The 23112-nt window shown below is 67.5% G+C and carries 21 protein-coding genes; 10 read left to right on the top strand and 11 right to left on the bottom strand.

What is annotated here, in order from left to right; genetic code table 11:
• Nucleotides 1-31 precede the first annotated feature (31 nt).
• Both PPZ50_RS08120 and glmM read right to left on the bottom strand, forming a co-directional pair.
• Nucleotides 32-208: a DUF1272 domain-containing protein gene (locus PPZ50_RS08120; protein ID WP_084401176.1), complete on the bottom strand. Its 177-nt coding sequence runs from the start codon at nt 206-208 to the stop codon at nt 32-34.
• On the bottom strand, nt 208-1548 hold the full coding sequence (gene glmM / locus PPZ50_RS08115; RefSeq protein WP_066686914.1) for a phosphoglucosamine mutase: 1341 nt from the start codon (nt 1546-1548) through the stop codon (nt 208-210). The genes PPZ50_RS08120 and glmM overlap by 1 nt, the downstream gene beginning before the upstream one ends.
• A gap of 71 nt (nt 1549-1619) precedes the next feature.
• Between glmM and PPZ50_RS08110 the strand changes: the two genes are divergently transcribed.
• Complete coding sequence (locus PPZ50_RS08110; protein ID WP_066686913.1) at nt 1620-2885, top strand: dicarboxylate/amino acid:cation symporter; 1266 nt, start codon at nt 1620-1622, stop codon at nt 2883-2885.
• Nucleotides 2886-2998: 113 nt separating this feature from the next.
• On the opposite strand, the gene gorA is transcribed toward PPZ50_RS08110, so the two are convergent.
• Both gorA and pgi read right to left on the bottom strand, forming a co-directional pair.
• Entirely contained in the window at nt 2999-4348 is a 1350-nt protein-coding gene (gorA, locus tag PPZ50_RS08105) for a glutathione-disulfide reductase (protein WP_066686911.1), read from the bottom strand.
• A complete protein-coding gene (pgi, locus tag PPZ50_RS08100) occupies nt 4345-5856 on the bottom strand; it encodes a glucose-6-phosphate isomerase (RefSeq protein ID WP_420038482.1) in 1512 nt (503 codons plus the stop codon). Before pgi ends, gorA begins: the two co-directional genes overlap by 4 nt.
• Nucleotides 5857-5971: 115 nt before the next feature.
• On the opposite strand from pgi, the gene PPZ50_RS08095 reads away from it, so the two are divergent.
• The 4 genes from PPZ50_RS08095 (at nt 5972) to PPZ50_RS08080 (ending at nt 8801) form a co-directional block, all read left to right on the top strand.
• The gene (locus PPZ50_RS08095; protein ID WP_066686898.1) at nt 5972-6259 is read left to right on the top strand and encodes a GIY-YIG nuclease family protein; all 288 of its coding nucleotides are present in this window, start codon (nt 5972-5974) and stop codon (nt 6257-6259) included.
• A gap of 163 nt (nt 6260-6422) precedes the next feature.
• A complete protein-coding gene (gene lepB, locus PPZ50_RS08090) occupies nt 6423-7262 on the top strand; it encodes a signal peptidase I (protein ID WP_126012558.1) in 840 nt (279 codons plus the stop codon).
• A complete protein-coding gene (rnc, locus tag PPZ50_RS08085) occupies nt 7199-7927 on the top strand; it encodes a ribonuclease III (protein WP_198158466.1) in 729 nt (242 codons plus the stop codon). The genes lepB and rnc overlap by 64 nt, the downstream gene beginning before the upstream one ends.
• A 319-nt stretch (nt 7928-8246) precedes the next feature.
• Complete coding sequence (locus PPZ50_RS08080) at nt 8247-8801, top strand: DUF922 domain-containing protein (protein WP_066686885.1); 555 nt, start codon at nt 8247-8249, stop codon at nt 8799-8801.
• 187 nt (nt 8802-8988) lie between these two features.
• Here the strand turns inward: PPZ50_RS08080 and PPZ50_RS08075 are convergent, their stop codons facing one another.
• A complete protein-coding gene (locus tag PPZ50_RS08075) occupies nt 8989-9435 on the bottom strand; it encodes a hypothetical protein (protein WP_126012564.1) in 447 nt (148 codons plus the stop codon).
• 71 nt (nt 9436-9506) lie between these two features.
• Entirely contained in the window at nt 9507-10190 is a 684-nt protein-coding gene (locus tag PPZ50_RS08070; protein WP_066686881.1) for a phosphatase PAP2 family protein, read from the bottom strand.
• Between the two features lie 63 nt (nt 10191-10253).
• Between PPZ50_RS08070 and PPZ50_RS08065 the strand changes: the two genes are divergently transcribed.
• The gene (locus PPZ50_RS08065; protein WP_066686878.1) at nt 10254-10787 is read left to right on the top strand and encodes a DUF3617 domain-containing protein; all 534 of its coding nucleotides are present in this window, start codon (nt 10254-10256) and stop codon (nt 10785-10787) included.
• 117 nt (nt 10788-10904) lie between these two features.
• On the opposite strand, the gene PPZ50_RS08060 is transcribed toward PPZ50_RS08065, so the two are convergent.
• From PPZ50_RS08060 to PPZ50_RS08045, 4 genes are read right to left on the bottom strand one after another with little or no spacing between them, the layout of a single operon-like run.
• Complete coding sequence (locus PPZ50_RS08060; RefSeq protein ID WP_272815793.1) at nt 10905-12833, bottom strand: hypothetical protein; 1929 nt, start codon at nt 12831-12833, stop codon at nt 10905-10907.
• Nucleotides 12830-13831 carry a TniB family NTP-binding protein gene (locus PPZ50_RS08055; RefSeq protein ID WP_066686872.1) on the bottom strand — a complete coding sequence of 334 codons (1002 nt, stop codon included), beginning with the start codon at nt 13829-13831 and terminating at the stop codon, nt 12830-12832. The genes PPZ50_RS08060 and PPZ50_RS08055 overlap by 4 nt, the downstream gene beginning before the upstream one ends.
• Nucleotides 13828-16056 (bottom strand): hypothetical protein, encoded by a 2229-nt coding sequence (locus PPZ50_RS08050; protein WP_066686869.1) that lies wholly within the window; start codon nt 16054-16056, stop codon nt 13828-13830. The genes PPZ50_RS08055 and PPZ50_RS08050 overlap by 4 nt, the downstream gene beginning before the upstream one ends.
• A complete protein-coding gene (locus PPZ50_RS08045) occupies nt 16056-16853 on the bottom strand; it encodes a hypothetical protein (protein WP_066686868.1) in 798 nt (265 codons plus the stop codon). The genes PPZ50_RS08050 and PPZ50_RS08045 overlap by 1 nt, the downstream gene beginning before the upstream one ends.
• A gap of 349 nt (nt 16854-17202) precedes the next feature.
• Here PPZ50_RS08045 and PPZ50_RS08040 point away from each other — a divergent pair, with 349 nt between their 5' ends.
• A complete protein-coding gene (locus PPZ50_RS08040) occupies nt 17203-18300 on the top strand; it encodes a hypothetical protein (protein WP_066686865.1) in 1098 nt (365 codons plus the stop codon).
• Here the strand turns inward: PPZ50_RS08040 and PPZ50_RS08035 are convergent.
• Entirely contained in the window at nt 18297-19241 is a 945-nt protein-coding gene (locus PPZ50_RS08035; RefSeq protein WP_066686863.1) for a hypothetical protein, read from the bottom strand. The genes PPZ50_RS08040 and PPZ50_RS08035 overlap by 4 nt on opposite strands.
• Nucleotides 19242-19559: 318 nt before the next feature.
• Between PPZ50_RS08035 and PPZ50_RS08030 the strand changes: the two genes are divergently transcribed.
• The 3 genes from PPZ50_RS08030 to PPZ50_RS08020 are packed head-to-tail and all read left to right on the top strand — an operon-like array spanning nt 19560 to nt 23111.
• On the top strand, nt 19560-21425 hold the full coding sequence (locus PPZ50_RS08030) for a copper resistance system multicopper oxidase (RefSeq protein ID WP_066686861.1): 1866 nt from the start codon (nt 19560-19562) through the stop codon (nt 21423-21425).
• Nucleotides 21422-22630 carry a copper resistance protein B gene (locus PPZ50_RS08025; protein WP_084401169.1) on the top strand — a complete coding sequence of 403 codons (1209 nt, stop codon included), beginning with the start codon at nt 21422-21424 and terminating at the stop codon, nt 22628-22630. Before PPZ50_RS08030 ends, PPZ50_RS08025 begins: the two co-directional genes overlap by 4 nt.
• Nucleotides 22631-22667: 37 nt before the next feature.
• A complete protein-coding gene (locus PPZ50_RS08020) occupies nt 22668-23111 on the top strand; it encodes a DUF305 domain-containing protein (protein WP_066686856.1) in 444 nt (147 codons plus the stop codon).
• The last annotated feature ends 1 nt before the right edge of the window (nt 23112 follow it).

The following is a 23112-nucleotide window of genomic DNA, read 5'->3' as shown; positions in this document are numbered from 1 at the left end:
ACGCTCCCCCTCCCCGCGCAGCGGGGAGGATCTATTTGCGCCGCGTCGGCCGATCCACCAACTCGCCGCGACAGTTCGGACACACCTCATCGAGGTCATCCGCACAATCCGCGCAGAAGGTGCATTCGTGCGAGCAGATGAACGCGCCATGCGCTGCCGCCGGCAGCGGCGCGTCGCATCGCTCGCATGCCGGCTTCATTGCCAGCATCAGGCCGCCGCCTGCCGCACCGCGTCGCAGATGCGGTCGACCACCTGTTCGACATGGGCGGCGTCCTCGCCCTCCGCCATCACCCGGATCACCGGTTCGGTGCCCGACGCGCGCAGCACCAGCCGTCCGCGCCCGGCCAGTTCCGCCTCGACGCCGGCAACGACATCCTTCACCCGCGGATCGTCGAGCGGCTTGCCCCCGGCGAAGCGCACATTCTTGAGCAGCTGCGGCAGCGGGTCGAAGCGGTGCAGCACTTCGCTGGCCGGTGCGCCCGATCGCTGGATTTCCGCCAGCACCTGCAATGCCGCGACCAGCCCGTCGCCGGTCGTCGCATAGTCGGACAGGATGATATGCCCCGACTGTTCCCCCCCGACATTATAGCCCGACGTCCGCATCTTTTCGAGGACGTGGCGATCGCCGACGGCGGTGCGCACCAGTCCCAGCCCCTGCGCCGCCAGATGCCGCTCCAGCCCCAGGTTCGACATGACGGTGGCGACGAGGCCGCCGCCCTTCAACCTTCCGGCGCGCGCCCAGCTGGCGGCGATGGTCGCCATCAGCTGATCGCCGTCGATCACCTTGCCCGCTTCGTCGACCACGATCAGCCGGTCGGCGTCACCGTCCAGCGCGATGCCGACCTGCGCGCCCGATGCGACGACCGTTTCCGACAGCGTCTGCGGCGCGGTCGATCCGACGCGGTCGTTGATGTTCTTGCCATTGGGGGTCACGCCGATCGCGATGACCTCCGCGCCCAGTTCCCATAGCGCCGAGGGGGCGACATTGTACGCCGCGCCATTGGCGCAATCGACGACCAGCTTCATGCCGTCCAATCGCAGGTTTTCGGGAAAGGTCGACTTGGCGAAGTGGATATAGCGTCCGCGCGCGTCCTCGATCCGGTTGGCGCGTCCGATATCACCCGGCGCCGACAGCTCGATCTCGCTGTCGATCAGTTCCTCGATCGCCAGTTCGTCGGCATCGGACAGCTTGTAGCCGTCCGGGCCGAACAGCTTGATGCCATTGTCCTGATACGGGTTGTGGCTGGCGGAGATCATCACGCCCATATCGGCGCGCATCGAATGGGTCAGCATCGCCACCGCCGGGGTCGGCAGCGGGCCGACCAGCACCACGTCCATGCCGACCGAAGTGAACCCCGCGACCATCGCATTTTCGAGCATATAGCCCGACAGGCGCGTGTCCTTGCCGATCACCACGCGGTGCCGGTGATCGCCCCGGCGGAAGTGCGCGCCTGCCGCCATGCCGATGCGCATCGCCATCTCGGCGGTCATCGGCTTGGTGTTGGTCAGCCCGCGAATCCCGTCGGTGCCGAAATATTTCCTTGCCATCGTCACATACGCCTTCAGGTTGAGCGTTCGGTTGGGCGGGGTATTACCGCCACTTTTGCAAAAGGGCGAGCATGTCGCAGGCGACACGAATATTGGCGGGACTGGGTGCGGGGCTGGCGCTGGGCGTTTTCCTGGCGGGACAGTCGCCGGACACCGCCCTGTCGGGCATCGCCATCGCCGAACCGATCGGTACGGCGTGGCTGAACGCGCTGCGCATGACCATCGTGCCGCTGGTCGTCGCGCTGCTCATCACCGGCATCGCCCAGACGGCGGAGGCGGCGCGCGCCGGGCGGATCGCCACCCGGTCGCTGCTGCTGTTCATCGTCATCCTGTGGACGTCGTCGGCGCTGGGCGCGCTGTTCACGCTGACGCTGCTCGACCTGTTCCCGCTGGGGCAAACCGCCGCCGAAGCGTTGCGCTCGACCTTCGGCACGGCTGCGCCGGCCGCGAAGGTGCCGCCGTTCACCGACTTCCTCGTCGCGATCGTGCCGACCAATCCGGTATCGGCGGCGGCGAACGACCAGTTCCTGCCGCTGATCCTGTTCACGCTCGTCTTCGGCTTTGCGCTGACGCGCCTGCCGCAGGACAATCGCTCGGTGCTGGTGCGGCTGTTCCAGGCGATTGCCGACACGATGCTGATCGTCATCAACTGGGTGCTGTGGCTGGGGCCGATCGGCGTGTTCGCCCTAGGCTATGTCGTCGGCGCGCGGGCGGGCACGGCGGCGTTCGGCGCGCTGGTCCATTATGTGCTGGTACTGATGAGCGTCGGGATGGGCGTCTGGCTGCTCGCCTACCCGCTGGCGCGGATCGGCGGACGCGTGCCGATCGGCCGTTTCCTGAAGGCGACGGCACCGGCACAGGCGGTCGCGATCTCGACGCAAAGCTCGCTCGCCTCGCTGCCGGCGATGCTGAAGGGGGCGGGCGATGTCGGCGTGCCGGTGGCGACGTCGGGCGTGGTGCTGCCGATGGCGGTGGCGCTGTTCCGTGCGACGGGACCGGCGATGAACCTCGGCGTCGCGCTCTATGTCGCGCATGTGTTCGGCGTGCCGCTGGGGGCGGGGCAGATCGCGGCGGGGATCGCGGCGGGCGCGATCACGACGATGGGCGCGGCCAGCCTGCCGGGGCAGATCAGCTTCGTGTCCTCGATCGCGCCGATCGCGGTGGCGATGGGGGTGCCGGTCGAACCGCTGGCGCTGCTGGTCGCGGTGGAGACGATGCCGGATATCGTGCGGACGCTGGGCAATGTGACGATGAACGTCGCGGTGACCGCGACCATCGGCGAGCGCGTTGGGGGTTCGGCGACCAGCGAGGCGGATGTGATTCTCGCGGAAGGCTAAGAGGCCAGAAGGGAAACGTCATCCCAGCGAAGGCTGGGATCTCCCGGTAAGGGAGCGCGCGTATCGTCGCGGGAGACCCAGCCTGCGCCGGGGTGACGTTTGCGGCCAGCACCCTACTTCATCAGCACCAGCTCTTCCGCCATGGTCGGATGCAGCGCGACCGTCTGGTCGAACTGATCCTTGGTCAGCCCGGCCTTCACCGCGATCGCTGCCGCCTGCAAAATCTCCGGCGCGTCCGGCCCGATCATGTGCAGGCCCACGATCCGCCCGGTCGTCTCCTCGCAGATCATCTTGTACAGCGCGCGTTCGTTGCGGCCGGCCAGCACGTTCTTCATCGGGCGGAAGTCGGACAGGTACACCTTGACCGAGCCCAGCGTGGTCTTCGCCTCGCCCTCGGTCATGCCGACGCCCGCCATCGGCGGATGGCTGAACACCGCGCTCGGGATACAGTCGTAATCGACCGTCACGTCCTTGCCGCCATAGGTGCGGTCGGCGAACGCCTGGCCTTCGCGGATCGCGACCGGGGTCAGCTGCACCCGGTTGGTGACGTCGCCGACCGCATAGATGGACGGGCAGGTCGATTGCGCCTTGTCATCGACCTTCACCGCGCCCTTGTCGTCCAGCTCGACGCCCGCGCTCTCCAGCCCCAGCCCCTCGGTGTTCGGCACGCGCCCAGTCGCGAACATCACCATGTCGACCGTCACCGGCTCATGCCCCGACATCTTGACGGTCAGGCAGCCATCGTCGCCCTTCTCGATCCCCTCGAACTCGGCGTGGAAGCGGAACTCGATGCCCTTGGTCATCGAAATCTGCAGCAGCCGGTCGCGGATCGATTCGTCATAGCCGCGCAGGATGACGTCGGTGCGGTTGATCAGGATGACATGCGCGCCGAACTGGTGGAACACGCCCGCGAACTCGTTGGCGATATAGCCCGCGCCGGCGATCAGCACCCGCTTCGGGATCGCATCCAGATGGAACGCCTCGTTCGAAGTGATGCCATGCTCCGCCCCCGGACAGGACGGCACCGCCGGCTTGGCCCCGACCGCGATCAGGATGCGCTCGGCCGTCACCTCGCGCCCGCCCGCCAGCTTGACCGAATGCGGACCGGTCACGGTCGCGCGTTCGTGAATGATGTCGACGCCGTGATTCTCCAGCGTGCTGGTGTACGCGCCGTTGATCCGGTCGACCTCGCTCAGCACATTGTCGCGCAGCCGCGGCCAGGAAAAGTCGCATTGCGGCGGCACGTCCCAGCCGAACGCCTTCGCATCGCGCAGATCCTCGGCGAAATGAGCGCCGTACACCAGCAGCTTCTTCGGCACGCAGCCGCGGATGACGCAGGTGCCGCCGACGCGATACTCCTCCGCCACCGCCACCTTCGCGCCATGCGCCGCCGACACGCGGGCGGCGCGGGTGCCGCCCGATCCCGCGCCGATGACGAAGAGGTCGTAGTCGTAATCGCTCATGCAAGTCCTGCCCGTGCCAGAAGGTCGTTGGTCGACGCATCGAACGTCTGACCACCCTGATCGGCTGCCTTCGCCATTTCCTTGCCCAGCTCGACACCGAACTGGTCGAACGGGTTGATGCCCAGCAACGCGGCATTCACGAACGTCCGCGCCTCATAGAACGCGATCAGCGCCCCCAGCGTGCGCGGGTCCAAATCCTTCAGCAGGATCGTCGACGACGGCCGGTCGCCGGCATAGGCGCGCGCCGGATCGGCATTGGCCTTCCCCGCCATCAGCGCCGCCCCCTGCGCAAAGGCGTTAAGCAGCAGCTGCCGGTGATGCGCCGGGTCGAGGGTGTCGCCCGCCTCGACCACCGCGACGAATTCCAGCGGCACGATGCGCGTACCCTGATGCAGCAGCTGGAACACCGCATGCTGGGCATCGGTGCCGACCCCGCCCCAGGTGATCGCCGCCGAATTGCGCCCCAGCGGCTCGCCGGCCGCCGTCACCGACTTGCCGTTCGATTCCATCTCAAGCTGCTGGAGATAGGACGGCAGCAACCGCAACCGCTCGTCATAGGCAAACGTCGCCCGCGTCTCGCAACCCTTCACCTGCGAATAATAAAGGTCGGCAAAGGCCGCCAGCACCGGCGCATTCTTCGCCGGTTCGCTCAAGCGGAAATGCCGATCCATCTCGGCCGCGCCTTCCAGAAGTTCCTCATAGGCCTGGAACCCCAGCGCCAGCGCGAACGGGAACCCCAGCGTCGACCACAGCGAATAGCGCCCGCCGACCGACTCGGCGAACGGCAGCACGCGGGTTTCGTCGACGCCCCATTCCACCGCGCGGTCGGGCGAGGCGGTCAGCGCGATCACGCGGCCATAAGGGTCCTCGACCCCGCCCTCGCGCATCCACGCCATCGCCGATTCCGCGTTCAGCATCGTCTCGGTCGTGGTGAAGGTCTTGGACGCGACGACCAGCAGCGTGGCGGCGGGGTCGAAGCCCTTGACCGCCTCTTCCATCGCCACGCCGTCGACGTTCGACACGATCGCCACGTCATACTTGTCCTCGTCACGCCCCAGCGCGTCGAAGATCAGGTCGGGGCCGAGCGCCGACCCGCCGATGCCGACATGCAGGATGTGGCGTACCGGCCCGAACGCATCCGCCTCGATCGCGTCGATCACCTGCCGCATCCGCGACTGGAACGCGCGCGCCTGTGCGACATCGTCCGGGTTACCCTCGCCGCGCTCGGCGGTATGGGTCGCAGCGCGCCCTTCGGTGACATTCACCACCTGCCCGGCGAACAGCGCGTCGCGCTTCGCCGCCAGCTCCATCGTCGCGGCCAGCCCGGTGAACGCGTCGATCGCCGCATCGTCCAGATGGGTCTTGGCGAAATCGAAATGCAGCCCGCCGACATCGACGGTCAGCTTGGCCAGCCGGTCGGGATCCTTTGCGAACAATTCGGTGAGCTTCGTGCTGCCAAGCCCCTCGATCGCGGACCAGTCCTGCATCGCCATATCGTCCCTCGTCATGTCGTCGGTTAGGATGCCGTCGCCCTAGAGCGGACCAAGGGGGCAGGTCCACTCCCTTCTATCGTCATGCCGGCGCAGGCTGGCATCTCCCTGAGCATCTCGATACGCCTGCCCGATGCGCGGGGGCTGGACCTACATCATGGCGAACCGCCGGTTCGGCATGACCTATGTCGGGGTGACGGCCGACCTTGCCGCGCGGGTGTGGCAGCACAGGCGGGATAGTGGGTCTGCCTATTGCCGGAAGTACGGTATCAGGACGCTGGTTCTCGCGGAAAAGCATGATGATATCGAAAGCGCTATCCGGCGGGAGAAGGCGCTCAAGGCGTGGCGGGCCGAATGGAAGCACCAGTTGATCGCAGACGCCAACCCGGAATGGCGGGATTTGTTCGACGACATCGTTTGAGCCGAGAAAGACCCCAGCCTGCGCTGGGGTGACGTAAATGGGAAACGGCCCTGCCCCAAACCTCACCCCAGCGAAAGCTGGGGTCTCCCTCGGCTCCTGCCCGATCACCCGACAAACCCCCACCCACTTGACGCCCCGCCCCGCCCCACGCATGGCACGGTCCATGGCTCTCGACCCCGCCCCGGCTACCCCCACGCCGACTCCGCCCGCGCCCGCCACCAAGCCGAAGCGTTCGGAAGGGGCGGACCTGATGGTCTTCCTGCTGAAGCTCGCCATCGTGGTGTTCATCATCCGCTCGTTCCTGTTCTCGCCCTTCTCGATCCCGTCGGGATCGATGCAGCCGCGATTGATGATCGGCGACTATCTGTTCATCACCAAATGGAACTACGGCTATTCGCGCTATTCGCTGCCTTGGGGCATCCCGCTGATCCCCGGCCGCATCCTGCCGCGCACGCCCGCGCGCGGCGACGTGGTGGTGTTCAAGGCGCCGCCGAGCGCGAAGCAGGACTATATCAAGCGCGTGATCGGCATCCCCGGCGACACGGTACAGATGCGCGGCGGACAGCTGTTCCTGAACGGCAAGGCGATCCCGAAGCAGCGCGTCGCCGACTGGGTCGCGCCGGTATCGCCCAACACCAATTGCGACTATGCCTTCCAGCGGATCGTCGCCGAACAGCCGGTCTGCGCCTATCCGCAGTTCCGCGAGACGTTGCCGAACGGCAAGAGCTACAACGTCCTCGACCTCGGCACGACCGAGGCGGACGATACCGGCGTGTTCACCGTGCCGGCCGGCCATGCGTTCCTGATGGGCGACAATCGCGACGACAGCGCCGACAGCCGCTTCCCGGCACGCGAAGGCGGCGGCATCGGCATCGTCCCGCTGGAGAATATCGAGGGCAAGGCCGTCGTGAACTTCTTCTCGACCGATGGCTCGGCCGAATGGCTGCTGCCGTGGACGTGGTTCTCGGCCGCGCGGTGGCACCGGATCGGGGAAGGCTTCTGAGCGACGCCCTGCACGACTGGGTCGGCCAGGCGCTGGGCCGTGCGCCGACCCGCATCGACGATTACGCCCGCGCGCTGACCCATGGCAGCACGGCACGCGCGACCTATGAGCGGCTCGAATTTCTCGGCGACCGCGTGCTGGGGCTCGCCGTCGCCGAATGGCTCTACGAACGCTTTCCCTCGGAGAGCGAAGGCGCGCTGTCGAAGCGGTTCAACGCGTTGGTGACCGGTGCCGTCTGTGCGGAAATCGCGCGCGGCATCGGCGTGGTCCCGCATCTGAAGCTCGGCAAGCAGGCGCGCGACGACGGCGCCGGCGACAGCGACAATGTGCTGGGCGATGTGATGGAGGCGCTGATCGGCGCCTATTATCTCGACCATGGCCATGACGCCGCGCGCGCGTTGGTCCGCACGCTATGGGGATCGCGGATCGACGCGCAACTGCGCGTGCCGCGCCACCCGAAATCGGCGCTGCAGGAATGGGCCGCCGCGAACAATCGCCGTCCGCCCGAATATGCGATCGTCGACAAGAGCGGCCCCGGCCACGCGCCGCGCTTCACCGTGCGCGTAACCATCGGCAAGCTGGCGGCGGCCGAAGCCACCGGCACGTCGAAGCAGGAGGCCGAGACGCTGGCGGCGAAGACGTTGCTCGCGCAACTGGGCGACTGAGCCCACTCCAATGGTTTTGCCTTCGCCGCCCGCCCCGTAGCGCGGTGGACTGCAACGGCTGCCCCGAACTGTTGAACCGCGACGTGCCGAATGGGCTACCCGATGGGACCACGCTCTCTGCCGCGGCATGACCAAGCTCACTTGGCTCAGATAAGACCTCTGCCCAAATGCCTGTTCCGTACCCGGGCGAAGGCCGGGGTACGAAGCGGTGGCAGTTGGGCGAGCGACGTTCGCAGAGGCCATGCCCAGGACCGACTGCGCATTGCCCACCCTTAACTCCGCCATTGCCTTCCGCCGCGCCCCGGCTACGCTCCGCCCCATGCCGACCGCCCCCGCCGCCACCGCCCTGTTCGCCGCGCTGCTGACGCTGCAAGGCTCCGCCACCCCGTTCGACGGCATCGCCAATGTCCGGGTCGAGGAATATGCCGTCACCGGCCGCAGCGTGGCCGCGATCCGTCGATCGATCGACGCTGCCCGCCCGACCGATCCGAACGACGGCAAGCGCGTCGACGGGCTCAGCCGCTGGAACATCAACTGGCGCTGGCGGCGCGATGCGGCGGGCACGTGCAGCACGACGCTCGACAATATCGGGTTCGAAGCGGTCGTCACCGTTCCCCGCCTCGCCGACTCCGACGTCCCGGCCAGGGTCCGCGCGCAGTTCGACCGCTACCTCGCCACGCTGCTGAAGCATGAGGAAGGCCATGTCCGCTATGCGTGGGACCATCGCGGCGAGGTGGCCGACGCGATCAACGCCGCCGGCTGCGACGGGATCAAGGACGCCGGCATGGCGGCGGTGCGCACGATCGCCGAGCACGACGTCGCCTATGACAAGGCGACCCGCCACGGCGCGGACATCATCACTCCGTTTCACTGAGGCTCGCAGCAGATCCGCGTTCAGCCGCTCAAGCAAGGTTCGCGGTTCACAGGATAACGTCTCATCGTCACCCCGGGCTTGACCCGGGGTCCCGCTTCTTAGTCGCCCGACGCAAAAGCAGGACGCCGGATCAAGTCCGGGGTGACGAGATGATCGGTCGCTTGTCGATCGCCTCCTGCCGCTGCGATTACCGTGCCCCGGTCTGCTGCGCGAACTCGGCCTTGGTCACGTTCAGCACCAGCTGCCCCCGGATCGTGCCGAACACATCCGCCGGGACCATCGCCCGCGAGCTGCCCGACAACAGCTGCACGCCCTCCGGCTTCACCGCCTCGATCGTGCCCAGCGGCACGCCGGTCTTGTCGAACACCGATGCGCCGATGACCAGGTCGGACGGTTTGGCCGCGACGATCCGCTTGGCGCTGCGCCGCGACGCGCGTGCGTCGACGGTCGTGCCTGCCTCGTCGCGGATACGGTCGAGCGCGAATTGCTGGTCGCGGTCGCTGGTGACGCTGCGCGTCGTGTCCTCGGAATTGGGCGAGCTGCTCGGCGCCCCGCCGACCGGCGCGATCTGCGCCTGCGCCGCCCCCGCCACCAGCAGCAACGTTGCCGCCACGCCCCGGAATTTCGCGCTCATCCATCCCTCCATCGCTGATTGTTTGCGCTAACGTTACGCCGCCGCTCGCGCCGCCGCAAAGGTTTCCGTCGTTACCGTCCGCCCAGCACGCGCAGTTCGATCCGCCACCATCCGATCGCCCACAGCGCCCCGAACAGCCATCCGGCCAGCACGTCGCTCGGCCAGTGCACGCCCAGATAAACCCGGCTGACCCCGATCGCGACGACCAGCGATGCCGCGGCCGCCATCGCGAACGCCCGTGCGGCGCGCTGGCGCAACAGCGGCCAGGCGAGCGTCGCCAGTGTCAGGTACACGATCGCCGAATTGGCGGCATGGCCGCTGGGGAAACTGTTCGACGTCTCCGCCATCAGGTGCGGGACCAGATCGGGACGCGCGCGGGACACCGCCTGCTTGAACAGCATATTGGCCCAGCTGCCACTGGCGCACGCCGCCGCGATCAGCAGCCCGGTCCGCCACCGTCCGGTACTGGCCAGCAGCAGCGCGACGAAGGCGACGACGATGGTCAGCACCGTCGTACTGCCGAGCGCGGTGACGTCGCGGACCATCGACGTGAATTTCTCCGACGCGACCGGCGCGCCATCGGTCCCCCGCAGCGCCAGCAGCAGCTGCCGGTCGAACGCGAAGCTGCTTCCCCGCACTACCTGATCGGCGAGGAAGAACAGTAGCAGCAGGACGAAGCCGGCGGCGGCGATGCCGATGATGCTCCACGGCGTACGGCGGGACGGGCGGGGTTCGGGACGAAGGGTTTCGTTCATGCAGGGCGCAACGCAGAAGGGGGCTAAAGTGTTACCCCCGAAACGAAAACAGGAGAGCGTTGCATGAAAAAGCTGATCCCCCTGGCAGCGCTGGGTGCGCTGGCCCTGACGGCCTGCGGCGACCAGAAGACCGGATCGACCACGCTGACCAGCAATTCGGCGACCGGTCAAGTGGTGTCGTCCGAAACCGGGGCGGGCGCGGAAACGCCCAAGCTGCAACCGGGCAAGTGGGAGATCCGCACGCAGGTCAGCGACCTGAAGATGGCGAACATGCCCGCCGGCATGCCCGCCAACCCGCCGGCGCAGACCAACACCATCTGCATCACGCCGGAGCAGGCGGCGAAGGGACCGGAGGAAATGCTGAAGCAGTCGGGCGCGGACTGCACCGTTGCCAGCAACAGCTTTGCCGGCGGCAGGATGGAAAGCGACGTCAGCTGCAAATTGCCCGGCGACACGCAGATGACCGGCAAGACGACGGGCACGTTCACCCCGACAAGCTTCACGACCGATCAGCAGATGGAAATGACCGGCCGGACGGCGATGTCGCAGAAGGTCCGCATCGAGGGCAAGCGCATCGGCGAATGCGAAACTAAGTAACGGCGAACGCTAACAAATCCCGGCGCTGCGGCGCTTTAACTTTGTCACAGGTTTCTTGACCTGAACCGCCGAGCACCTTGCAGATAATGCCGGCGCTAGCGCGTCGAGGCAAGCTCGTCATTTGGTTCGCAACGACTGTCCGCAGCCCGCTCGAGCATGGCTGACCAGCCCGCGCTCAACGAGTTCACGGCGAGACCATCCGCCATGCAGGCGGGCGACGCCGGCTCGCTTCAGCTCGTGGTAGAGGCCGACCGCATTGCGGTTGGAGAAGACGGCGGCCTCGCCGGTGAAGGCGATGATGCGGGCCAGCGCGTCAACTGCCTCGCGCGAGACCCCGTTCCCCTTGCCGTAGCGTGAGATTTCGATGCCGCGCGATGCGATCGCCTCGGCGGTTTCCTCGAAGCCGGCGCCGAGGATCTCGCCGGCGTCGCGCATGGACACGTGCGTGAACCTCAGGAAACCCTCGTCCCGCTCGCGCTGGCAGAGCGGGAGCTTGGGCAGTCTGGCTGGATCGACATGAATGCTGCGTGCGGTCGCCGGCTGGGTCCCGGCCACGTAGTATGGGATTCGCCTCCCAAGCAATGCCGCCAGCACGCGACCCCAGGGCTTTTCACCCGGATACCTGATCATCGCGCTCCGCAGCGTGATGATCCCCGGGGGCGGTTGGTGACGGATGGCGATGGAATCGAGTTCGCGAGCGAAATTCTCGACGGACGTGGCGTCCAGCTTCTGACCCTGGAGGATCACGACGCCCGGATGATTCAAGGCCGTGAGCAGAGCAGTGTCCGAGCTGTCGGGGCCGTCGCTCGCGGTCGGGACCGGCTGGGGGAATGCGATCTGGCTGATGGCGTAGACGGGGATCTCGAACCGGGCGGCGACGGATTCCGCGGTCGTGGAAGTGCGAAGCAGGTTCCGCAGCGCATCCACGTCGTCTGCGTCATACCGCACGCGCTTGCGTTGTCCGCCCGGCAACTCCTCGAAGCGGACTGCCTTGGCGTCGCGAAGCTGTTTCAGCTGCTGCGACGAGGTCCAGAGTTGGATGTTCGTCTCCGTCGCCGTGTAGTAGCGCGTGTCCTTCGCGAAGGTCTGGACCTTGCGACCATCGATGTCGGGGAACGCGAGGGCGACGAGGCGCCCTTCCTCCATGTGCTGACGTTGCGCGATCCATCGGATATCGCGACGCATGGTCTCATAGGCGGCCACGTCGCCGGCGATCGCGTCAAGCCGCCTGTCGGCGAACGCCTGCATGGAGGCGGGCCACCGCCGCAGCAGCGCCGCCCCCGTCGCAACCACCTTCACCACCACGTCCGGCCCTGCCTCCGCCAACTTCTCGACGCCCCCTCCTCGTCGACCGGACGTCGCGACGATCCCCGCGCGCAGTGCCACACCCACCAGCGCCGTGCGCGAGAAGGACTGGATGACCGAGGGCAATTGTTCGACCGCTTTCGCGCCGGCGTCCGGATCCCGCGACATCAGATCGGCGAAGAGGCGGTAGTCGTCGGCCGCATAGAGCGGCAGCGGCGGGGCCTTCGACGGTGCGATCTGCTTGCCGCAGCCTTCGCAGGCGTCGAGCCCCCGGGTCCAGCGCCACCCCAGGGGTCCGCAATCCGGGCAGGCGTCGACGAGCAGTTCGAGGGATTCCGGGCAGTAGGGCAGCAGCAGGTTGAGCCAGTCGCTGCGATGGTATGGCCCCTTGCGCAATGACACCGGGCTTATGCGGCGTCTCTCCAGGTCGAACGCGGACCTGGGCGCAACGAGATCGCCCAGAACGATGCGATCTCGTCGGTCGGACCATGTGAAGGCGATCGTGTGAAGGTTCGCCGGCTCGGTGCGGATGACGCGCGCGATGCGATCGAGCATGTCGGTTGGGACGCACTGTATCAAGCCGATCCTGGCGACATGGACGCCGCCGCCTTCGAGCGCGGTGGCGATCCTGGGGAGTCGGTGCTCCCGGCAGGCGGCGGCGAGTGCACCGATCACGCTTTCGCGGGGCCCGGGATCGTATTCGAACCGCAGGCGCTTGAACGGGGCCTCGGCGACCTTCACGAGCCGCCGCGATTCGAGAACGGATCGTGGAGCACCCACTTCAGCTTCATGGCGAAGCCCCGGGTCGCGACGCTCATGTCGTGCCGTTCGATCGCGGGCGATCCGCGACGCAGCGCGTGCTGCGCCGCCTCGCACACCACACGGCACACGCGACCGACGTGCCCGCTGCTGACCGTCACGAGTTGGGTCCGGAAGCCAATCTTGTTCAGGCCGCTCAGCTCGTCGATGATCCCGCCCTCGACCATCGACTGGTCGAGGCGTTCGCAGAAGGTGAGGAAGAGTTCCTTGTCGTGAGCGTCGCCACGGGGATTGAGCGGCCTCAGCTCGAGCGGCGTGCCGAGGCGGGAGGCGAACTTGCCGTTCTTCTCGAAGAACTTCTCCGCGTCCTCGTCACCGACTAGGATGAGCGGCAGGATGCCGCGGTTCAGGAACGTCTTGAAGCGGTCGGTGACCTGTCGGGCGTCGGTCGTCTTGCGATCGAGGTGCTGGACCTCGTCACCGACGATCCCCTCCACGCCGAGCCTGCGAGACATGGTGAGGATGCGATCCTCGAGGTCCTCGATCTTCGCGTTGCGGTCGTTCCAGTGGTCGTCGCCCATCTCGTATAGGATGCGGCGGAGCCAGGTGGCGACCGATGTCGTCTTGTCCAGCTCGATGCACAGGATCTGGTGTGGATTGGGTGGCAGCCCCGCCTCGGCCCGCCTCAATGCCGCCATGCGAACGAGATGTTCGATCATGCGCGACTTTCCGGCATTGCTGTGCTCGGACAGGCAGCGGCCGTCGATCGGCCCACCAAGAAGCGACTGCATGGATTTGAGGTAGCTGAGCAGCTGCTCTACCACGATGGTCTGGGGCTCGTGCTCGATGTAGTTCGTCTTGAAGAACGGCACGACCGCCTCGACCCGCGCGTTGCGGGCCGGGTCGGTGAACACCGGCTTGGGATCGCCGCGGACGGGCGGCGGCTGGACGCCGAGCGGATCCTTTTTCGCGTTGGTCACGCATCATCTCCCGAAGAGGAATTCTCGGAGCGGCGGTCATCGTCCGCGTCCCAGTCGATGCCGCCGTCCAGGTCCTCCTGCTCCTGGTCGGCGGCGAGCATGTCGAGGTTGGATCGGGGTGCGGGATCGAGTCCGCCCCAGTCGCCTGCCGGGCCACGGTTGGTGTCCGCGCGCGCGTCCGTGCCGTCGTCCGGTGCGTCTGCGGAGCGCGACTGCGTGGGACCGAGCGGAACGTCCGCTCGCTTCGAGCCGCCTATGTCCGTCGGGATCATGAAGGCGGAGAAGTCGGTGAGATCGGGATCGTCGGCGACGTTGCGCGCCTTCGCGCGCACCTCAGCACGCTCGAGGACCGCCCCTGCCTTCTTGGCGATGGCATAGGGCAGATTGTGCAGATCCTCCCACTGCTGCTGAAGGGATTCCGCCCGGCGCAGGGCTTTCTGCTCGGCCGTCTGCGCGCCGGTGCTGCCCGCGATCACGCAGGACTGGTGGAACTTGTGCTCGAACCGGGTGAGGAACTGGGTGTAGTCGGGATCGTCGGACCAGAGCTCGACGAAGTCGTTGCCGGCCTCGTCCACGATCTCGATGATGTCGAGGTTCCAGTCGAAGACGCGCAGCCACACGTCGCACCGCGCGGTGCCTTCCAGCCGTTTGGAGAACGCCTGGGCGGCGAGGTTGCTCGACAGCGTCTGCGTCACGCCCTCGCGGTTCCACCTGTAGGTGATGTTGTCGTGGACGACGCCATCGGTGGTGAGAACCCCGGGGACCGTTCGCGCGAGGTTGCGCCGGACGTCCTTGGGGTCGCTGAAGCGGGTCCGCTGGGCCGAGATGAACTCGAGCATGACGTCGTTGGGCTTCCGCCAGCCGATGGCCTCGTGCGCTGTGTCGTTCCACTCGAGCCGTAGCGCCTCCAGCTTCTGCGCGAAGCTGGCGCGGGTCATTGCCGCCTCCTTCATCGGATCGCGGCGGATCGAGCGCCGGCGGCTACGGGCGGACAGAACAGTGCCGGGTTCGCCTTCCAACCTGTGCTTCAGCCATCCGAAATAGTTCTCGACGTTGGACTTCTCGTCCGACCCGTATCTCTTCGCCAGTTCGACGCGTCCGATGACGCTCGCCAGGTTTCCGATCGCGGACGGCGGTATGATGGCCTTGTCGTTGTCGCCGCGCAGCAGGCCCTGACGGCCGAAGAACAGCACGCGCATGGGATCGGCCGCCATCTGCTCCTTGGTAAGCACGGGGGGCGTGAGCGCACCCATGAGCGCGTACATCCCCATTTCGGACCGATAGGGTCCGCTGAAGGGCGTGGTTGGATATGCGAAGAGCGCGCAGGCATCGATGACCTGCACGATCTTCATCTTGTTGCTGGGGATCTCGGCGTCGGCCGAGAACAGACACACCTGCTCGAACTCGGTGCCGTCGATGTAGGCGAGCTGGAACGGACGGGTGATGGGCATGCTCTCGCCCGAGGCGAGGAAATAACGATTGGCTTCATGCGGCCCGTGCTTGGACGTCCAGGCCTCCATGTCCTCGCACTTGTTGATGCGGTTCACGACCGTGCTCTTGTGCGGCGGAGCGTCGCCGATGCCGGTGGCACCCGCGTCCTTCAGCCGGTGCCAAGCGGCGACGGTCAGCGAATAGGCGTCCATCTTCTTGATGGCGTCGACGGACCAGTGCAGCGCCATGGCCTGATGGACGAGCCGGTCGACGATCCGCGGCAGCGGCGAGCGGCCCTTCTCACGGCCGCTGCGGTTCATCATGACGCCGACCTTCTCGCCGAAGGCTTCGAGATTGTTCATCCAGCGGATGATCGAGCGGCCCGATGCGACCTCGTCGTCCGGATACATCTCCTTGGCGAAGTCCTCGAGCGCCGTCGCGGATTTGGGCTTGCCCTGGACGAGCGCCGCCAGCGCGAGCTCGTATTTGCGGACGGCCTTGGGCTGCTTGGCGAGGCAGGCCGTCCGGTCCCAGCCGAGATAGCGTCCGCGCCATTCGGTGAGCGTCGCCTCGCTTGCGGTGAACTCGCGCAGACGCCCCGCCGCGAACTCGTCCAGCAGCCACTGGACGGTCGGTCGCACCATCACGCCCGGGGCCGCCTCGACGAAGAACTCGTCGTCGGTCCCTTCGATGACGAAGCGCAGGACGAAGTCGTCCACCTCCTCGACGAAGGAGATCCGCGTGCCGTCGTGCGCGAAGACGGTGCCGGCGGGGATGCGCAGCGGACTCGGCATCAGGCGACCTTCCGCTGGAAGCGCGCGAGCAGCTCGCGGAGCGCGAACGCGCTCGCGGGTCGCGGCGCCGTGACGAGCGTGTCGGCGGTCGGCTCGGACGAAAGGTCGAAGTCGACCACGCGCCGCATGAGCATCGCGTAGAGCTTGTCGACCGCGTGCGCGCGGTGGCCGCCGAGGGCGGCGACGACGTCGGCGTAGCGGGCCCGGCCGCCGGCGGCCATGACGGCCGCGCGGGCCCGGCCGCCGTCGGTCGACGGATCGAAGGTCGTCAGGCGGGCCTCCATCGCGATGCCGTGCGCCTTCTGCACCTCGTCCCTGCGAAAGACTGTCCCCTTAATTCTGAGCAGCGTGTCCATGCCCGAGGCCGACATCGCCATGTCGATCCGCTCGAGCGGACGTCGGATGCCTGCCGCTTGGAACCACGCGTCGTCCGACTTGATCTCGCCGAACCGGACGCTGTGGTCGTCGTATTCGATCCCGACGTCGGGATACTTGTGGATCACGCGGCCGTCCGCGCGGCGGAACGTCAGCCGGAGCGGCTGGAACTGGAAGTCCAGGTAGCGCGGCGACATTTCCAGATGGTCGGCGACCGCCGGCTCGTTCGGCCCCTCAAAGAATTGGAGGCGCTGCGGCTTCTCGAAAAAGCCGGCGCTCGTCCCATAGTCCTTGTCGTAGGTCATGCCCGTGCGCACCATGCCGAGATCATCCGCGGCCTCGATGCCGATCAGCACCCAGCGAGCCGGGTCCTTCACCCCGTTGAGATGGTCGGCGACGACGTGCCGGTGCGGCACGCGCATCACCCGATGCCGAGGGGGACGCCGCGACGGGCTCCAGCCCGCGAGCGGATGCGCGTGGGTGAAGACGGGGAGCCGCGAGGTCGGGACACTCGGTGCACCCGCGGCTGGCGAGCCACCCGCGGCAGCCATCGACTGTTCGGTTTCTACATCCCCGTTCCGCTGTTCGTCTCGCAACATCCGCGACGCCTTTCACAACCTGCGTGGCGGAGCGGCAGCGTCGCCGACGCCGCAACGACTCAACCAGTCGCATTCTTATTCGGAAGTTGCATATATATGACTTGAACGATGCGGCAATGAAAAACTCGCGTTTTTATTCGACAATGGCGCCTTCGATGGTTAATGAGCGCGGATGGAAACGGACCGCGATCGCGAGGTTTCGCTGCCGTCGGAGCTGGTCGCGGCCTTTCAGGATCGTGCGGCCGGCGAGGCGGATGTCTGGCGGCGCCTTACGCCGGCGCAGAGGGCGCGGGCTTTGGCGCGCTTCGCGGCGCTGCGGCAATGGGATGGCGGCCGCGGCGAGTTGGACGTCGTGTCCGCCGCCGCTCTCGCGGGCGACATGAGCGTCAGTCGCTTCTACCGCATCGCCGCCGAATGGCGCGACACTCCGTCGCTCGCGTCGCTCGGCGTCTTCGCGCGCGCGGGCGCGCGCAAGTCCAAGGTCGACAGCGACGTTCTGGAAGCGTTGAGCGATGCCGCTCGCCAGGTGGTCCTGCTGTTCGGCGACATGTCGACCAGCGCCTTGGTCGACAGGATGGTTCGCTTCGCGCGCCTGCCGGAGGGCGCGAAGGTCCCCGGCATGACGAAGCTGCGCGAAATCGTGCAGGCGGAGCAGCGGCGGATCGCTTCCTCGATGCCGCTCGGTCAGGTGCTTCTGTCCGATTGCGTCGCGACATCGCTGCCTCGTGTCGATGGGCGGCCCCACATCGCCTTCCTCTGCATGGATGCGGGAACCGGCGCGGTGCTGGGCGTCGGCGTCGGCGCGATCGAGGCGGTGATTCGCGGCCACAACGGCGCCGCCAACGACGCGCTGCGGACGATCGAACGCGAGGGCGGGCGGTGGCGCTGGTCGAACGTGTTCTCGGTGATGCGCATCACGGCCGGCGAGGACATCGACCGGATCTCGAGCGTCATGCACGAGCTGAATTCCCGGTTCAGGGATACCCACTTCATCCTTGAGCGCGGCGAGCGACGCTATGGTCGGATGATCGCCAGGACGCTCGGTCCTCGCCTCGGCAAGGTGACCTTCACGCCCACGCGCACCCTGGCGGGCGATGCGCTCGCCGCGAATAGCGACATGACCGCCTGGACCGAGGCTGACGCATACGACGCGCTACGCCGCGCCGCCGACGCGCACAACGACGCGCTGGACCTGTCTCGCGCGGGAGCGCCTGAACCGCCGCCGCACCTTTACAAGGCGTTGGCGACGCTGGGCGGCAAGCACGACTAGGTCGGTTCGGCGGCTACCGTATCGCCGCTGATCACCTCGTTGTGGCGGCGGATGGCGCGTTCCACCTCGGTCGCCGCGGCGTCACCGTCCAGCGGTTTGACGGATCGGGCAGCCAGCAGGCGATCCGGGTTGGCGGTGTGCGGCCGGTGCAGGATACGCAGCCCGCCGACCATGCGGCCCAGGTTGCTGGCGATCGTCGTCCCTGTGGACCTTCCGCCAAGGAGCGGTTCGCGGCCGAGACGCGCGAGGTGCACCGGCAGCACTTCTTCGCGGTCGGCGGCGGAGACCTCGACCTGCAGGTCGGCGGGGACGTCGCCCATGGTCGCGAACGCTCGGGCGAGCGCCAGTGCCGCACTGCCGCGCTTGCCGGGGTCCAGTGAGACGTCGCTGCCGATGATCGTCCGTTCGGGCAGGAGCATCGCGATCGCGACTTCGGGAAACATGTTGCCGTCGCCGTGCAACGTGGGCAGTTCGGCCCATACGCGTCCAACCACGATGCGGCGCGGCTCGTTGGTCCGGATGGGGCTGGTGGCGCGCGCGTCCATGACATAGGTCCACAGGGCGCCGCGCGAGGGCGTGACGGTGCCCGCTGCCTCGCATCGTCGTGCCACCTCGCGGAGCAGGTCGGCCAGCTTCGCATCCGCGCCGAGTTCGCCGATGACCTCGACCACGATTGACCGCGATTTCTCGGGCACGCCGTCGCGCCGCGTCCTGGGCCGCCCGCGCTCTCCCGCCCCGACCATCTGCGGCTTGCGGTGGAGGCGCCAGGCCTTGGCCAGCCGGTAGAACTGGGCGACGCCGATGCCGATCTCGCCGGCATGCCGTTCCGCATCGGCGCGCGTCGGGCGCTCGATGGCGAGATAGCGGTCCAGCACGCCGATCCGGCGCCTGACCTCGCCGCGACGCAGCGGGTCGATACCCGACAGGTCGAGTTCGCTCATGCTCTTTTCCTTCTCGTAAGGCTCTTCCCCGCCCCTCCCCCCGGACTGGCAGTCAGGTGCCGTCAGCTTGACGGCGCGATCGCGCTCGGGACGGCGCTCCCGATCCGCCTCGCATCGACGCGGCGGCGCTGGCCGAAGCGCGGCCACTCGTCGCGGACCGATCTGAAGCGCGCCGCGCCAGCCGTCGCCAGCCGGGCGTGCGACGAGCGCCCCCGCTTCGGCGAGGCATGCCCGAACGGGCGCTGGAACGATCGAGGGCTAAGGGCGTCCGGCGCGTATCAGAAGGCAGATCCACCTATGGCAGACACCGGAACATCCATGACGCGCACCATCGATCGCCGCCAGCTTCTGCGCGGTGCCACGCTGACCGGCGGCGGCCTCGCTCTCGCGGCCTACATGCCCGCCTGGGCGCAGTCGGTATCCGCAGGGATCGTCAAGCCGCTGCCGACGGTGTCGGGCGAGGACATCACCCTGCGCATCGCGCACCAGATGATGATGATCGACGGTCGCGAGAGCCACGCCATCGGCATCAACGGCACGGTGCCGGCCCCGCTCATCCGCCTGCGCGAAGGCCAGAACGTGCGGCTGCACGTCGAGAACGCGCTCGACGAGGACAGCTCGATCCACTGGCACGGGCTCATCCTGCCGTTCCACATGGACGGCGTGCCCGGCGTCAGCTTCCCCGGCATCAAGCCGCGCTCGACCTTCACCTACGAATTCCCGATCGTGCAGTCGGGCACCTACTGGTATCACAGCCATTCGGGCCTGCAGGAGCAGCTCGGCCACTACGGCCCGATCGTCATCGACCCCAAGGGCGTCGACCCGATCCAGTCGGACCGCGAGCACGTGATCGTGCTGTCCGACCACAGCCAGATGCACCCGCACATCATCTTCAAGAAGCTCAAGCAGCAGGGCGGCTACTTCAACTTCCAGAAGCAGACGCTGGCCGGCCTGCTCGCGGGCAAGGACCAGTCGGCCAAGGAACGGCTGGAATGGGGCGCCATGCGCATGGACCCCACCGACGTCGCCGACGTGACCGGCAGCACCTACACCTATCTCGTCAACGGCCACGGCCCGCGCGACAACTGGACCGGCCTCTTCCGCCCCGGCGAGCAGGTGCGGCTGCGGATCATCAACGCTTCGGCTATGACCACCTTCAACTTCCGCATCCCCGGCCTCAAGATGACGGTCGTCCAGGCCGACGGCCTGCCGGTCCGCCCCGTCGCCGTCGACGAGATGCAGATCGCGGTCGCCGAGACATACGACGTCATCGTCCAGCCCGCCGATGAGCGCGCCTACACGATCGTCGGCGAAAGCGTCGACCGGTCCGGCATGGCGCGCGCCACCCTCGCGCCGCGTGAGGGCATGGCCGCTGCCGTCCCGCCGCTGCGCCGCCGACCGCTCGCCGACATGAAGGACATGGGCATGGGCGGCATGGACCACGGCTCCGGCGGATCGATGGCGGGCATGGACCATTCCGCCATGGGCCACGCCAAGCCGGCAGGCGCGGCGGCACCGGCATGTCCGCCGGAACACGCCGCCATGGGCCATTGCAAGCCGACCGGCGACGCTGCGACCGGCGGTGGTCAGCAGGGCGCGATGGACCACGCGTCGGGCGGCATGGATCACTCGATGCGCGACTTCTCGGTCGCGCCGGAGGTCAAGAAGACGCCGACCGTGCAGACCATTTCGCCGATGCCGGTCGACCGGATGGGCGAGCCGGGTCAGGGCCTCGAGGACGTCGGCCACAAGGTTCTGGTCTACACCGACCTGATGGCGGTCGACCGCAACCCGGACGTGCGCGCGCCCGACCGGTCGATGCGCATCCACCTCACCGGCAACATGGAACGCTACATGTGGGCGTTCGACGGCGAGAAGCTCAGCGAGGTCAGGAAGCCGATACCGTTCCTGAAGGACGAGCGGGTGCGCGTCACGCTGGTCAACGACACGATGATGGGTCACCCGATCCATCTGCACGGGCACTTCTTCGAGCTCGTCACGGGTCATGGCGAGTTCGCGCCGCGCAAGCACACGATCCAGGTCCAGCCGGGCGGCACCGCCACGTTCGACGTCACCACCGATGCCGTCGGCGACTGGGCGTTCCACTGCCACATGCTCTACCACATGCACGCCGGGATGATGCAGGTCGTCTCCGTCCGGCCGCGCGACGGAGATACGAAATGAGCCTCGTCCTCAGCGCCATGCTGCTGGCTTCGGCCGCCCAGTGCACGCCCGAACACGCGGCGATGGGCCATTGCAAGATGCCCGTGCCCGCCAAGCCGAAGGCTGCGGCGGCCAAGCCCGCGCCGAAGGCGAGGCCGAAGCCGAAGGCTAAGCCGAAGCCGGCGGTCAAGGCGCCTGCGCGTCCGGCACCGCGTGCCTCAACGTCGCCATCATCCGCCGCGGCGGCCCCAGGTGCGGCACCGATCGATCCCTCGTGCCCGCCCGAGCATGCGGCGATGGGCCACTGCACGCCCAAGACGTCGGCGGCGCAACAGTCGGCACCCGCTGCGGCTGCTGCACCTGCACCTGCGGCCGCGACCGATCCCGATTGTCCGCCCGAGCATGCCGCGAAGGGTCACTGCACCCCCAAGGCGACCGCGCCTGCCGTCTCTTCGGCCCCCATGGGCAAGGGCGGCACCGCGCTGCCGGCCGGGAACGCACCCGCGCCCGCTGCGCCGGAGGCGAACTACGCCGATCGCGTGTGGGGCCGCGACGCGATGGCACCCGCGCGGACGGCACTGCGCCGCGAGCATGGCGGCATGTCGTATTCGCAGCTGATGCTGAACCTTGCCGAGGTGCAGTTCCGCGACGGCCGTGACGGCTACAGGTGGGACGGCGAGTTCTGGTATGGCGGCGACATCAACCGCCTGACGATCAAGAGCGAGGGCGAAGGGACGTTCCGCGAGAATACCGAGGGCGAGGTGCAGGCGCTCTACAGCCGGGCCGTCGGGCCCTATTTCAACCTGCAGGCCGGCGTCCGCCAGGACTTCGGGCCCGGCCCGGACCGCACCTACGCCACGGTCGGCTTCGAAGGGCTCGCACCTTACTGGTTCGACGTCGAAGGCGCGCTGTTCCTGTCCGACAAGGGCGACGTGTTCGGGCGCCTGGAAGGCTATTACGACCAGCGCATCACCCAGCGGCTCGTGCTGCAGCCTCGCGTCGAGTTGAACCTGTCGGCGCAGGACGTGCCGTCCAGCGGCCTGGGGTCCGGACTGACGGACGCGGAAGCCGGGCTGCGGCTGCGCTACGAGATCAAACGCGAGTTCGCGCCCTATGTCGGCGTGTCGTGGGAGCGCAGGCTCGGCGACACGGCGCGCTATGCCCGCGCCGCGGGCGAGGGCACCGGCGGCTTCAGCGTGGTGGCGGGCGTTCGCGCCTGGTTCTGATTGGCCGGGGGGCGAGCGGGCAGCAGGGAGTAGCCGGATGAAGAACCCCTATGTGAACCTCGCGGTGCAGTCGCTGGTCGGCGGCATCATCATGTATTTCGTCATGTTCGTGATGATCGACCGCCTGTCGAGCTTCTACAACAACCTCAACATGTTCTACATGGCGCTGATGATGGTCACGCCGATGATCGTGCTGATGATCGTCGCCATGCCGCACATGTTCCCGTCGAAGCGCGCCAACGGCTTGCTGCTGGTCGGATCGATCGTCGTGTTCGTCGCGAGCTTTGCGCTCATCCGCACGCAGACGACGATCGGCGACACGGCGTTCCTGCGGTCGATGATCCCCCACCACTCGGGCGCGATCCTGATGTGCCGCGAGGCGTCGCTGCGTGACCCCGAGCTGAAGACGCTGTGCCAGGACATCATCCGCTCGCAGCAGCAGGAAATCGATCAGATGAAGGGCATGCTTGCGCGCCAGTGAG

It is taken from the genome of Sphingomonas hankookensis (assembly GCF_028551275.1).
GTDB lineage: Bacteria > Pseudomonadota > Alphaproteobacteria > Sphingomonadales > Sphingomonadaceae > Sphingomonas > Sphingomonas hankookensis_A.
The sequence above is the reverse complement of the archived record's forward strand: the minus strand, read 5'-3'. Positions and strand labels throughout refer to the sequence as shown.

Coding starts and splice junctions, on each gene's coding strand:
- PPZ50_RS08120 (WP_084401176.1), bottom strand. CDS start 208: ATGCTGGCAATGAAGCCGGCATGCGAGCGATGCGACGCGCCGCTGCCG.
- glmM (WP_066686914.1), bottom strand. CDS start 1,548: ATGGCAAGGAAATATTTCGGCACCGACGGGATTCGCGGGCTGACCAAC.
- PPZ50_RS08110 (WP_066686913.1), top strand. CDS start 1,620: ATGTCGCAGGCGACACGAATATTGGCGGGACTGGGTGCGGGGCTGGCG.
- gorA (WP_066686911.1), bottom strand. CDS start 4,348: ATGAGCGATTACGACTACGACCTCTTCGTCATCGGCGCGGGATCGGGC.
- pgi (WP_420038482.1), bottom strand. CDS start 5,856: ATGACGAGGGACGATATGGCGATGCAGGACTGGTCCGCGATCGAGGGG.
- PPZ50_RS08095 (WP_066686898.1), top strand. CDS start 5,972: ATGCGCGGGGGCTGGACCTACATCATGGCGAACCGCCGGTTCGGCATG.
- lepB (WP_126012558.1), top strand. CDS start 6,423: ATGGCTCTCGACCCCGCCCCGGCTACCCCCACGCCGACTCCGCCCGCG.
- rnc (WP_198158466.1), top strand. CDS start 7,199: ATGGCTGCTGCCGTGGACGTGGTTCTCGGCCGCGCGGTGGCACCGGAT.
- PPZ50_RS08080 (WP_066686885.1), top strand. CDS start 8,247: ATGCCGACCGCCCCCGCCGCCACCGCCCTGTTCGCCGCGCTGCTGACG.
- PPZ50_RS08075 (WP_126012564.1), bottom strand. CDS start 9,435: ATGAGCGCGAAATTCCGGGGCGTGGCGGCAACGTTGCTGCTGGTGGCG.
- PPZ50_RS08070 (WP_066686881.1), bottom strand. CDS start 10,190: ATGAACGAAACCCTTCGTCCCGAACCCCGCCCGTCCCGCCGTACGCCG.
- PPZ50_RS08065 (WP_066686878.1), top strand. CDS start 10,254: ATGAAAAAGCTGATCCCCCTGGCAGCGCTGGGTGCGCTGGCCCTGACG.
- PPZ50_RS08050 (WP_066686869.1), bottom strand. CDS start 16,056: ATGCCGAGTCCGCTGCGCATCCCCGCCGGCACCGTCTTCGCGCACGAC.
- PPZ50_RS08045 (WP_066686868.1), bottom strand. CDS start 16,853: ATGCGCGTGCCGCACCGGCACGTCGTCGCCGACCATCTCAACGGGGTG.
- PPZ50_RS08040 (WP_066686865.1), top strand. CDS start 17,203: ATGGAAACGGACCGCGATCGCGAGGTTTCGCTGCCGTCGGAGCTGGTC.
- PPZ50_RS08035 (WP_066686863.1), bottom strand. CDS start 19,241: ATGAGCGAACTCGACCTGTCGGGTATCGACCCGCTGCGTCGCGGCGAG.
- PPZ50_RS08030 (WP_066686861.1), top strand. CDS start 19,560: ATGACGCGCACCATCGATCGCCGCCAGCTTCTGCGCGGTGCCACGCTG.
- PPZ50_RS08025 (WP_084401169.1), top strand. CDS start 21,422: ATGAGCCTCGTCCTCAGCGCCATGCTGCTGGCTTCGGCCGCCCAGTGC.
- PPZ50_RS08020 (WP_066686856.1), top strand. CDS start 22,668: ATGAAGAACCCCTATGTGAACCTCGCGGTGCAGTCGCTGGTCGGCGGC.